This window comes from Gordonia hydrophobica NBRC 16057, from assembly GCF_001592365.1.
GTDB classification, from domain to species: domain Bacteria; phylum Actinomycetota; class Actinomycetes; order Mycobacteriales; family Mycobacteriaceae; genus Gordonia; species Gordonia hydrophobica.
Map to the genome: position 1 here is coordinate 37,791 of NZ_BCWU01000008.1, position 11,852 is coordinate 49,642.

8 protein-coding genes are annotated in these 11,852 nt (G+C 69.5%); 3 read left to right on the forward strand and 5 right to left on the reverse strand.

Going from position 1 to position 11,852, the window contains the following annotated elements; genetic code table 11:
* The first annotated feature begins 2 nt into the window (after positions 1–2).
* Positions 3–2,594 (forward strand): aminopeptidase N, encoded by a 2,592-nt coding sequence (gene pepN, locus GH2_RS14205; RefSeq protein WP_066169306.1) that lies wholly within the window; start codon positions 3–5, stop codon positions 2,592–2,594.
* Between the two features lie 78 nt (positions 2,595–2,672).
* On the opposite strand, the gene GH2_RS14210 is transcribed toward pepN, so the two are convergent.
* Together GH2_RS14210 and ctaJ are read right to left on the reverse strand one after the other, a co-directional pair.
* Entirely contained in the window at positions 2,673–3,155 is a 483-nt protein-coding gene (locus tag GH2_RS14210) for a DUF5130 family protein (protein ID WP_372434582.1), read from the reverse strand.
* Positions 3,142–3,390, reverse strand: a complete 249-nt coding sequence (ctaJ, locus tag GH2_RS14215) for an aa3-type cytochrome oxidase subunit CtaJ (RefSeq protein WP_066169311.1) — start codon at positions 3,388–3,390, stop codon at positions 3,142–3,144. Before ctaJ ends, GH2_RS14210 begins: the two co-directional genes overlap by 14 nt.
* Before the next feature lie 166 nt (positions 3,391–3,556).
* Between ctaJ and GH2_RS14220 the strand changes: the two genes are divergently transcribed.
* Together GH2_RS14220 and GH2_RS14225 are read left to right on the forward strand one after the other, a co-directional pair.
* A complete protein-coding gene (locus GH2_RS14220) occupies positions 3,557–3,949 on the forward strand; it encodes a globin (RefSeq protein ID WP_066169313.1) in 393 nt (130 codons plus the stop codon).
* 161 nt (positions 3,950–4,110) lie between these two features.
* Entirely contained in the window at positions 4,111–5,739 is a 1,629-nt protein-coding gene (locus GH2_RS14225) for a glycoside hydrolase family 13 protein (protein ID WP_066169315.1), read from the forward strand.
* A 7-nt stretch (positions 5,740–5,746) separates the two neighbouring features.
* Here the strand turns inward: GH2_RS14225 and GH2_RS14230 are convergent, their stop codons facing one another.
* Genes GH2_RS14230 through GH2_RS14240 form a run of 3 tightly spaced genes read right to left on the reverse strand, consistent with a single transcriptional unit; the run spans position 5,747 to position 11,580 of the window.
* Positions 5,747–6,448 (reverse strand): DUF8185 domain-containing protein, encoded by a 702-nt coding sequence (locus tag GH2_RS14230; protein ID WP_066169317.1) that lies wholly within the window; start codon positions 6,446–6,448, stop codon positions 5,747–5,749.
* Positions 6,445–6,963, reverse strand: a complete 519-nt coding sequence (locus tag GH2_RS14235) for an acyl-CoA thioesterase (RefSeq protein WP_084247502.1) — start codon at positions 6,961–6,963, stop codon at positions 6,445–6,447. The genes GH2_RS14230 and GH2_RS14235 overlap by 4 nt, the downstream gene beginning before the upstream one ends.
* Positions 6,964–6,972: 9 nt before the next feature.
* Complete coding sequence (locus GH2_RS14240) at positions 6,973–11,580, reverse strand: NAD-glutamate dehydrogenase (protein ID WP_066169319.1); 4,608 nt, start codon at positions 11,578–11,580, stop codon at positions 6,973–6,975.
* Positions 11,581–11,852: the final 272 nt, after the last annotated feature.

Consider the following 11,852-nt stretch of genomic DNA (forward strand, 5'->3'; position numbering starts at 1 on the left):
GGGTGAGTGCACCGAATCTGACACGCGATGCGGCGGCCGAGCGCGCCGCCCTCCTCTCCGTCGACACCTACCGGATCCACCTCGACCTGACCGATGGCGCCGGGGCGCCCGGCGTCGAACGATTCACCTCCACCACGCAGGTCACGTTCAGCGCCACCGCGGGCGCCGACACCCTCATCGATCTGGTGGCGCCGCGCCTGGTGTCCGCGAAGCTCAACGGGACGGCGCTCGAGGTCGACGCCTTCGACGAGTCGGTCGGCCTCTCGCTGCCGAATCTGGCGGCGCAGAACACCCTCGAGGTGGTCGCCGAATGCGCATACTCGAACACCGGCGAGGGCCTGCACCGGTTCGCCGATCCCGCCGACGACAACGTCTACCTGTACTCGCAGTTCGAGACCGCCGACGCCAAGCGGATGTTCGCCTGCTTCGACCAGCCCGACCTCAAGGCCGTCTACGACATCACCGTCGTCGCCCCCGCCGACTGGCAGGTGATCTCGAACGGCGCGACCGAAGACGCCTCGGAGACGACCGCCGAGGGCGCCGTGGTGCATCGCTTCGCCACCACCGAGATCATGAGCACCTACCTGGTCGCGCTGATCGCCGGTCCGTACGCGGTGTGGTCGGACGAGTACCGCGACGACCACGGCGTGATCCCGCTGCGTCTGTTCTGCCGCGCGTCGCTCGCCGAGTTCATGGACGCCGAGCGGCTGTTCACCGAGACCAAGCAGGGATTCGGCTTCTACCATCGGGCCTTCGGCGTGCCGTACGCGTTCGGGAAGTACGACCAGTTGTTCGTCCCCGAGTTCAACGCCGGCGCCATGGAGAACGCCGGCGCGGTGACGTTCCTGGAGGATTACGTCTTCCGGTCCCGGGTGACGCGCTACCTGTACGAGCGCCGTGCGGAGACCATCCTGCACGAGATGGCGCACATGTGGTTCGGCGATCTGGTCACCATGCAGTGGTGGGACGACCTGTGGCTCAACGAGTCGTTCGCCACCTTCGCCTCGGTCCTGTCGCAGGTGGAGGCCACCGAGTACACCAACGCCTGGACCACGTTCGCCAACGTCGAGAAGTCGTGGGCGTACCGCCAGGATCAGCTCCCGTCGACGCACCCGGTGGCCGCAGACATCCCCGACATCGCCGCCGTCGAGGTCAACTTCGACGGCATCACCTACGCCAAGGGCGCATCGGTGCTCAAGCAGCTCGTCGCGTACGTCGGTCTGGATCCGTTCCTGACCGGGCTGCGCGAGTACTTCGCCGACCACCGGTTCGGCAACGCGACGTTCAGCGACCTGCTCGGTGCGCTGGAGCGTTCCTCCGGCCGCGATCTGTCCGACTGGGGCGCCCAGTGGCTCAAGACCACCGGCATCAACGTGCTGCGCCCCGAGTTCACCGTCGACGACGACGGCCGCTTCACCTCCTTCGCCGTCCTGCAGGAAGGCGCGGTTCCCGGCGCAGGCGAGACCCGTGTGCACCGGATGAAGATCGGCGTGTACACCGACACCGACGGCGCCCTCACCCGCAGCCACGTCGTGGAGCTCGACGTCGAAGGCGACCGCACCGAGGTGCCGGAGCTGGTCGGCGTGTCCCGCGGTGACCTGGTTCTGCTGAACGACGACGACCTGACGTACGCGTCGGTGCGCCTGGACCCCGAGTCGCTGGCGACCGCCACCGCCCGGATCGGCGACATCGCCGACTCCATGCCACGCACCCTGGTCTGGTCGGCAGCCTGGGAGATGACCCGCCAGGCCGAGATGACCGCCCAGGACTTCATCGCCCTCGTCGGTCGCGGGATCGGCGCGGAGACCGAGGTCGGCGTGGTGCAGCGGGTCCTGCTGCAGGCGGCGACGGCGCTCGAGTCGTATGCGGATCCCGCCTGGACCGCAGCGAGCGGTCGTACCGACCTCGCCGACCGGCTGCTGGAGCTCGCGCGAGCGGCCGAAGCCGGATCCGACCATCAGCTCGCCTTCGTCACGGCGCTGCTCGGGTCGGTCACCACCGACGCGCAGCAGCCCGTGCTGCAGGCGCTGCTCGACGGCGCCGACCCCGCGGAGTCGGGCCTCCCGGGCCTGGTGGTGGATCACGAACTCCGGTGGAAGCTGGTCAAGGCACTCGCCGCGCACGGCACCCTCGGTGACGACGCGATCGATGCCGAGGCCGCCGCCGACAACACCGCGGCAGGTGCGCGGCACGCCGAGGCGGCACGCGCCGCCCGACCGACCGCCGAAGCGACCGAGCAGGCGTGGGCGACCGCCTTCGGCGACGATTCCATCGCGAACGTGACGGTCCGATCGATCGTCGAGGGACTCGCGCGCCCCGGCAGGCAGGAGCTGATGACTCCGTACACCCAGCGCTACTTCGACGACGTCGCCGCACTGTGGGAGCGGCGGACCAGCGAGGTGGCACAGACCGTGGTGATCGGCCTCTACCCGGGTTGGGACGTCAGCGAGGACGCGCTCGCGAAGGCGGACGCCTTCCTGGCCGCCGAGCGGCCGGCGGCGCTGCGACGCCTCGTCGTGGAGGGCCGCGACGCCGTCGCACGAGCACTCCGCGCCCGTGCCCTGGACAGCGGGCACGCGGCACCCCGCGGGTAGTTCCACCACCCAGCACAGAAGGGTCAGGCCCCGCCGTACGGCGGGGCCTGACCCTTCTGATGGGCTTGCGTCAGCAGCTCAGGGGCGGTCGACGGCGGTGGCCATCACGCGGAGTGCGGCGACGAGGCCGTCGATCAGATCACCCTGCTTGAACGAGGAGAGCGCAGCGGAGACGCCCAACTCGGCGACGCGATCGTTGACGCGACCGGCGACCTGCGCGCCCGAGACGACGACGACGTCCTTGGTGTTCGGAGAAACGGCGATCAATGCGCCGTGAGCGGGCTCGGGAGCCTGCGCGAGGATCTCGCGGGCACCGGCCACCACATCGGAGCCGAGTTCGCCGATGTAGACCGAGAAGCGGACGTGCGCCACCTCGCTGGTCTCGCTGAGCGCATCGTCGAGCAGCACCAGATCGTCGCGGCTGAACGGCGGGGTACCGAATCCGTCGCCGGGGTACAGCGCCGCCGACACCCGGCCGCTGCTGGTCACGACCGTGCCGAGCGGCAGAGCGCCCGCCCGTGCGACGGCGGTGGACTGCTGGGTCACGTCACCACTTGCCACTTGCGGAGCCTCCCTCGATATCGCCCGACTCAACGTGTCGGCTGAGCGCCATCGGCTGGATCTCGGTAGCACTGAGCAGGAGCGGGCCGTTCTCCCACTTCTGGTCAAGCGTGTACTCGTTGATCTTCGGCCGCTTCAAACCATGTGAGAACGCCATCGAAACGATGCAGAGCGCGACTGCGAGCAAGCAGAGCACCACAACGGTCATTCCGACGGGGACAAGAAGCTGGTCCACACCCCACCCTTTCGACTAGCGCTCGGAGCTAAGCGCGACGATCTGCCTCGTGCAGATCAAGTGAGACCAATTTATCGCACCGCCCCCGCCGCTGTCCCCGTAGGGCCTACACCGGGTAGTAGATGTCGCACCGCAGTAGGCACACCGATCGCGGCCATAGTGGACAATGGGCCCGGTGAGCACGTTCTACGAGGAAGTCGGCGGACACGAGACCTTCCGCCGGATCACGGCGCGATTCTACGAAGAGGTGGCGCGCGACGAGATCTTGAAGCCGATGTACCCGGAGGAGGACCTCGGTCCCGCCGAGCGCCGCCTGCGCATGTTCCTGGAACAGTACTGGGGCGGACCGCACACCTACAACGACGAGCGCGGACACCCGCGCCTGCGGATGCGGCACGTGCCGTACACGATCGGTTTCACCGAGCGCGACGCGTGGCTGCGCTGCATGACCATCGCGATCGACTCCATCGAAAGCGACATCCTCGACGACGACCATCGGACGGCGATCCACAACTACATGAAGTCGGCCGCCGACATGCTGGTCAACAGCACGTACTGAGCTCGGGGATTTCCGGTAGAGAAGTCGGGTAGAGAAGACTGAAGGCCGACGCGTGGCGGACGGCGACGACAGCCAGATGGCGACAACAGACAGACGGCGACAACAGACAGACGGCGACAACAGACAGACGGTGAGGAATCCGAACGGTGAGTGAGCAGAGCATGACGAGTGTCTCCGGCGCATCCGATGATCAGTGGTGGCGCTCGGCAGTCGTCTACCAGGTCTATCCCCGATCGTTCTCGGACCTGTCGGGCGACGGCGTCGGCGATCTTGCCGGGCTGATCGACAAACTCGGCTACCTGGAACTGCTCGGCGTCGACGCGATCTGGCTGTCCCCGATCACGCGTTCGCCGATGGCCGACCACGGCTACGACGTCTCCGATCCGCGGGACATCGACCCGCTGTTCGGCGATCTGGCGACGTTCGACGAACTCCTCCGCCAAGCCCACGACCGGGACATCCGCGTCACGATGGACCTGGTGCCCAACCACACCAGCGATCAGCACGCGTGGTTCGCCGACGCCCTCCGCGCGGCGCCCGGCAGCCCCGAACGGGCCCGCTACCACTTCGTCGACGGCCGCGGCGAGAACGGCGACGAGCCGCCCAACAACTGGACCAGCGTGTTCGGCGGGCCCGCCTGGAGCCGAATCGTCGAGGCCGACGGCCGCCCCGGACAGTGGTACCTTCACCTGTTCGCTCCCCAACAGCCGGACTTGAACTGGGACAACCCCGAGGTCCTCGCCGATCTGCAGACCACCATGCGGTTCTGGCTCGACCGCGGCATCGACGGATTCCGCATCGACGTCTCCCACGGCATGGCCAAGCCGCCCGGCCTGCCCGATCTGGAGCAGCCCGCTGAAGTCCTCCGGCACACCGACGACGATCCTCGGTTCAACAACGACGGCGTCCACGAGATCCACCGGGCCATCCATCGGGTGATGGACGAGTACCCCGGCACGTTCAACGTCGGCGAGGTGTGGGTCAGCTCGCCCGGCGCATTCGCGAAGTACGTGCGCCCGGACGAACTCCACCTCGGCTTCAACTTCGCGCTCGCGACCGCCGACTTCGACGCCGACGCCATTCGCCGCGCCATCGACGACTCTCTCGAGGCGACGTCGTCGGTCGGGGCGACGCCCACCTGGACGCTGTCGAATCACGACGTCCCCCGCGAGGTGACCCGCTACCAGCCGACGGGCGCTCAGGCCGCGGGACTCTCCCCCGCAGAACTGCTCGCGATCGGCACAACCCGGGCGCGGGGCATGATCATGTTGGAGTTGGCGCTCCCCGGCACGGTCTTCATCTACAACGGCGCCGAGTTGGGGTTGCCCGACGTCGATCTGCCCGACGAGGCGCTCGTCGACCCGGTGTGGGAGAACTCCGGGCGCACCGATCGCGGACGCGACGGATGTCGCGTGCCGCTGCCGTGGGAGGGCTCGGAGCCGCCGTTCGCCTTCACCCCGCCCGGCGCCGCCGCCGAGCCGTGGTTGCCGCTGCCCGCGGACTGGGCGGGATTGACGGTCGAAGCACAGCTCGAGGACATCTACTCCACTCTGTCGCTGTACCGCCAGGCGATCGAGTTGCGGTACGCGCGACTGGAGTTCTCGGGAGACACGGTCGAGTGGTACGGCGCGCCCGACGGCTGCCTCGCGTTCCGCCGGCCCGGCGGTCTGATCTGCGCAACAAATGCCTCCGCCCAGCCCGTCCCCCTGCCGCCCGGCCAGATCCTGCTGGTCAGCACGCCGTTGGAGGCGGGTCTCCTGGTTCCCGGCGCCACCGCCTGGCTGGTGTAGGCGGCGCTCAGACCACGCCGAGGTTCAGGACGGCGCGGCGCTGATAGACCGAGCCGAAGCGCGCGTCCACCCGCACCCAGCTCGACGACACCCGGACCCTGATCGGTTCGTCGGCGGCGATGTCGGCCAGCGGCGAGGTCTCGCTGATCTCCCGGCCCGCCGCGTCGCGGACGAACCCCATCGCGGTGAGCGAGAAGACCGCGCGCATCGACACTTTCGCGACCTCACCGGACGCGTCGGGACCGTGCGCACTCACCTCGATCACCGTTTGATCCAGCAGTGACGACGCCATGCCCAAGGCACCCGAGTCGGTGCGTGCAACGTCGGCGCCGCTGCGTGCGAGCGCCACGAGTTCCCGGGCCGGGACGTCGTCGAGGTGGGTGAATCCGTCGGCGGGCGGCAGTGCGCCCTGCCACGCGCCGGGCAGCGCGAATCCCAGCGACACCGGCCCCTCACCCGACAACGATGCCGCCATCGCGCCGACGTCGCAGATCACGTCGGACGGGCTGACGGTGCCGAACACCGAGCGGGTGGCGAGAATGTCGAAGCCGGTCCGAATCCACAGGCCCACACCACCGTCCGGCCGTTGCTGGGCGCGCAGGACGCCCGAGTCGTCGACGCGGCGGGCCCGCTCCAGAAACGCGGCGAGGTCGGTGCGATCCGACGCGGCGCGGGGCACCAGCTCACGATCCGCCGCATCCCCGGTCATGCGGTCACCGGAGCGCGCAGGAACGACTGCAGGTAGGCCTTCTCCTCGGGCGGCATCCGACGCGGCCGCTGCGTGTCGATGTCGAACGACACCAGTTGGGTCGACGCCACGACCGCGGGTTTGGAGTCCGGCGCGGCGCCGTGCGGCCGCACCTCGTAGCCGACGGTGAAGTCGACGGCGCGCAGCTTCTCGACGAACATGGTGACTGTGATCGGCGACTCGTCGTGTCGGATCTGACCCTGATACTTCACGTGCAGGTCGGCCACCAGGCAGCCCTTCCGCATCGGAGCGGTCGGCTTGTCGTCGTAGAACAGCCACGGGATGCGCGCCTCTTCGAGCAGGGTCACCATGCGCGCGTGGTTGATGTGGGCGAAGACGTCCATGTCCGACCACCGCACCGGCACCGTGACCACGTAACCGCGGTCGGTGGCGTGACCGTTGTCGGCGAAAAGCCTTCGCTGGTCGGTGCTCTCGCCGCCTGCCTGCGGTGCTTCGGTCTTCACGTCGTCAGCCATGCCGTGACACTAACCCACGATCCCGCGCAGCGATCGCACGGCCACCGAGAGCGTCGCCAGGTTCCACTCGCCGCCTGCCGCGAGATCGGCGAGCGTGGCCTGCGCGCGACCGATGAGCGCCGACCGCGCCTGCGCCCAGTCGTCGATCTTCTGTTCGGCGGGCTCGTCCGGCTCCGACATGGTGAGAATGGCGCGAGTCAGGGCTCGGAGCACCGATTGGAGCTCGTCGCGCAGCGACAGCCGAGCCAGCACAGTCCAGCGGTCGCCGTGCGCCAACTGGTCGATGTGCGTCGAGAGCTCGTCGATCCCGAATCGTTCGACGACGGCGAAGAACAGTTCTCCGACCTCGTCGGGCGAGCGGTCGGCGATCTCCGCCAGGTCCAGGACGTCGAGCAGGAGCAGCCGATGCGGGCTGAGTGCGACCGCCTGCGCTGCTGCGGGCCGCACTCCCGCCGTCACCAGGATCGTGCGACGATTCTCGACTTCGCCGGAGGCAGTGCCGCTGAGCCACTCGTCGAGCCGTCCGCCGAGGTCGGCGACCTCGGCGTACCGGGTGGTCTCCGCCGCCATCGCGAGCGGCTGCGGTCGGTGTGTCAGGAACCAGCGGGCGCCGGCGGCCAGCAGTCCGCGCACCCGTCGGGTGGCGTCGTCGACCACTGCGACCGCGACCCTCTCCCCGCGCAGTTCCGCGAGCAGCGCACCGATCCCGAACACCCGTGTCGCGACCACGGTGGCCCGCATCGCATCGTCGACGTCGGTGCCGGAGGTCTCGGCCAGGGCGTACAGGTGCGTCATGCCGGCGTCGGCGACCACCCGGTTCACCAGCATCGTCGTCACGATCTCCCGCTTGAGCCGATGCGCGCGGATGCCGTCGGCGAACTTCTCGCGCACCGGGTCCGGGAAGTACGACGCCGCGAGGGCGTCGAACATCTCGTTGTCCGGCAGCGACGACTGCAGCAGCCGGGCTTTGGCGTCGAGCTTGACGTGCGCCATCATCGTCGCGAGCTCCGGACTCGTGAGCCCGCGCCCGAGATCGCCCGCACGGCGTCGCTGCAGCCCGCGGGGCGTCGGAAGCGCCTCCAGCTCCAGGTCGACGCCCGCCGCGGCCAGGTAGGCGAGCATCCTGCCGTGCAGATCGGTGTCGTCGTCGGCGGTGCCGCGCGCCATGCCGAGTTCGGCGTTCTGGTCGATGTTGTCGGCCAACACCAGCTCGGCGACGTCGTCGGTCATCGACAGCAGGAAGTCGTCGCGGTCGTCGACGGCGAGGGTGCCCGCGGACACCTGCGCACCCAGCAGCACCTTGATGTTGACCTCGTGATCCGAGCAGTCGACGCCCGCCGAATTGTCCATCGCGTCGCTGTTGATGCGGACACCCGCGAGATCGGCTTCGATGCGGCCCCGCTCGGTGACCCCGAGGTTGCCGCCCTCGCCGAGGACCTTGACGCGCAATCGGTTCCCGTCCACCCGGATGGCGTCGTTGGCCTTGTCGCCGACCGCGGAGTCGGCCTCCGTGGAGGACTTCACGTAGGTGCCGATGCCGCCGTTGTACAGCAGGTCGACCGGCGCCAGCAGAATCGCCCGGATCAACTCCGGCGGCGAGAGCGCGACGACGTCGGCGGCGAGGCCGAGCGCCGCACGCATCTGCGGGCTCACGTCGACGGACTTCTGCTGCCGCGACCACACCCCGCCGCCTGCCGAGATCAGCGTGCGGTCGTAGTCGTCCCACGACGACCGCGACAGCGCGAACAGCCGAGCCCGCTCGACGTACGACGTCGCGGCCTCCGGTTCCGGGTCGACGAACACGTGCCGGTGATCGAACGCCGCCACCAGTCTGGTGTGGCGGGACAGCAGCATGCCGTTGCCGAACACGTCGCCGCTCATGTCGCCGATGCCGACCGCGGTGAAGTCCTGGGTCTGCGTATCGACGCCCATCTCCCAGAAGTGCCGTTTCACCGATTCCCACGCGCCGCGGGCGGTGATGCCCATCGCCTTGTGGTCGTAGCCCACCGAGCCGCCCGACGCGAAGGCGTCGGAGAGCCAGAAGTCGTACTGGTCGGCGACCGCGTTCGCGATGTCGGAGAACGCCGCGGTCCCCTTGTCCGCGGCGACCACCAGGTACGGGTCGTCGCCGTCGCGCCGCACCACGCGCGCGGGCGGCCGCACCGCACCGGTCGCCGGATCCAGATTGTCGGTGATCTGCAGGAGCGCACCGATGAAGGTGCGGTAGCAGGCGGCGCCCTCGTCGCGGAACGCCTGCTGATCGACGGCCGGGTCGCCGGTTGGCGCGACCGGTTCGCGGACCACGAACCCGCCCTTGGCGCCGACCGGCACGATGACCGCGTTCTTCACCGCCTGCGCCTTCACCAGTCCAAGGATCTCGGTGCGGAAGTCCTCCCGCCGATCCGACCACCGCAGTCCGCCGCGGGCGACGTCGCCGAACCGGAGATGGACGCCCTCGACGGTCGGCGAGTACACGAAGATCTCGAACTGCGGCCGCGGTTGCGGCGCCTGCTCGATCGCGCCGGTGTCGAGTTTCACGGCGATGGTGCGGCGGATGCCGGGCCGATGCTCCTCGATGTAGAAGTTGGTGCGCAGCGTCGCCTGGACCGCGGTCGCGAGCGCGGAGACCACCCGGTCGGCGTCGAGGCTGAGGATCTCGGCGATGTGTCCGCGCAGGCTCTCCGCCGCGGCGGCGCGCCGGTCGGTCCCGCCGGTGTCCGGATCGAAGCTCGCCGCGAACAGCTCGACGAGAGCGCGGGTCACGGCGCGGTGGCCGCCGAGGACCTCGGCGACGTGCGCGAGGGTGAAGCCGACACCGCACTGGTTGAGGTACCGCGTGTAGGTGCGGATGATCGCGACCTGCCGCGAGGGCAGGCCTGCGCGCAGGACCAGTTCGTTGAGCCCGTCCACTTCGGTCTCCCCCAGCCACATGTCCGCGAAGGCGTCGGCGACGCGCTCGTCGAGCCCCGGCGTGGCGTCGAGCTCCACGTGGGGCGCCGGGTGGACGGTGAAGTCGTAGACGTTGACGGCGACGCCGTCGGGACGGTCGACGGTGTGCGGATGCTCGTCGATGACCGTGAGTCCGAGGCTCTGCAGCATCGGCAGGAGCTCGGTGAGCGCGGCCGTCTGGTCCGCCAGGTACAGCACGAAGCGCCACGCCTCGTCGACCGTCCGGTCGAGGTGGACGTGCAGGTCGTCGACGGCCAGTCGCGCTGCGATCGGCAGGTCGACGGCGGCGTCGGCGGGCTCCCGCTCGTCCCGGTAGCGCTCACTGACCGTGCCGAGCAGCCGCGCCGTCTCCGGGTCGGCCGGCCGCAGTTCGCGGACCCGGTCCGACCACGTGCGAACCTCCTCGGTGAGGTGCTCGAGGAGGTCGCCACCCACAGCGGTCGACACGTCGGCCTCGGTCCGCATCACCACTTGCAACTGTGCGAGCGGCGAGTGCGACAGCCGGGTGAGGAACTCGGTCTGGCTGCCGTCCAACTGGTCCTCGAGCAGGGCGACGATCCGGGCGCGGACGTCGGACGAGTAGTGCTCGCGCGGCATGAAGACCAGGATGCTGGCGAAGCCGTCCGCGCCGGTGCGCGCGTAGAAGCGCGGATCGCGCGTGGTCTGAGCGTCGAAGAGGTGCGCGATCCGCCGCGTCAGATCCTCGCTGTCGGCGACCATCAGTTCAGCGAGCGGGTACGTCTGCAGTAGTTCGAGGGCGGCCAGCCCACCGTACGAGTCCTCCGCCAACGCCAGCCCGTGCAGCACGTCGGCGACCTTGCCGCGGACGCCCGGGATCGAGCGCACCGACTGGTACGCGCCGATCGAGGTGATGGTGCCGACCACTTGGTGCTCGCTCCCGTCCACCCGCACTCGCAGCATGATCGGGAACCGGGTGCGGAGCAGGCCGGTCGGCAGGTAGGCGTGGTCGACGGTCACCGGATCGGCGGCCGCGAGCGGCTGCGGTCGGGACGTCGCCGCGTCGCGCCACACGCCGAGACCGCCCGGCCCCGGGCCGGCCTCGCGGTACCCCACGGCCAAGAAGTTGTCGCGGATCGCGAACCAGCTCAACAGGTCGGCGTCCTCGTCGTCGTCGCTGATGGACTCGGTCAGGTCCGACAGCCGACGGGCGATCTGAGCGCCGTCGACGTGCACGGCCCCCGCCCGCACCAGGGCGCCGCCGATGTCGGCGCGCAGCAGATCGGTGTCGCACCCGCCCGCGGGACCGGTCGTCACGCTGATCCAGGACTCGGCGGCCGGCCCGCCTCCGACGCCGGGCGCCGACTCCTCGAGACCGACGATCCGGCCGTCGCCGTCCCGGCGCACCGCGAGGATCGGATGCTCGTTGGCGGTGATCGTCAGGCCTGCGGCGTCGATCACCGCGAGCACGGCTTCCACGAGCAGCGGGATGTCGTCGGCGACCACCTGCACTTCCACCGACCCGTCGTCGAGCTCGGTGGTCCCGACCGACGTCTCCCCCGCTTCACGGACGTCGCCCAGAGCCAGGTGTCGCGCCAGCCGAGACCACGAGTCCCCGGACACCTCAGTGGTGTCCGGGGACTCGGGGAAATAGAACGCTGCGAACTCGGCAGCGAGATCATCGTCCGGTCGATCCGACGAGCCGTTCACGTCAATCCGCCTCCCTCGCCTGAGGGGAGCGCACGCGAGCCGACCAGCGGGACCGCTCCACCTCGTCTACTCATCCGGCACGAGAGTACCGCTCCCAGACCGAGTTCGAGGCTCGTCCCGACCGATCGACGATCAGATGATTGACTCTCGGTGACGGTCGTCCCCACGTTGGTCGAGTGCTGCCTGCGAGCGTAGCGAGCACGCAGTTATCGAGACCGCCGCGAGTTCCGCCGGCATCAAGGGGCTTTCCGCTGCCATCGTGTGGTGATCTC

Coding starts and splice junctions, on each gene's coding strand:
- GH2_RS14220 (WP_066169313.1), top strand. CDS start 3,557: ATGGGCCCGGTGAGCACGTTCTACGAGGAAGTCGGCGGACACGAGACC.
- GH2_RS14225 (WP_066169315.1), top strand. CDS start 4,111: ATGACGAGTGTCTCCGGCGCATCCGATGATCAGTGGTGGCGCTCGGCA.
- GH2_RS14230 (WP_066169317.1), bottom strand. CDS start 6,448: ATGACCGGGGATGCGGCGGATCGTGAGCTGGTGCCCCGCGCCGCGTCG.
- GH2_RS14235 (WP_084247502.1), bottom strand. CDS start 6,963: ATGGCTGACGACGTGAAGACCGAAGCACCGCAGGCAGGCGGCGAGAGC.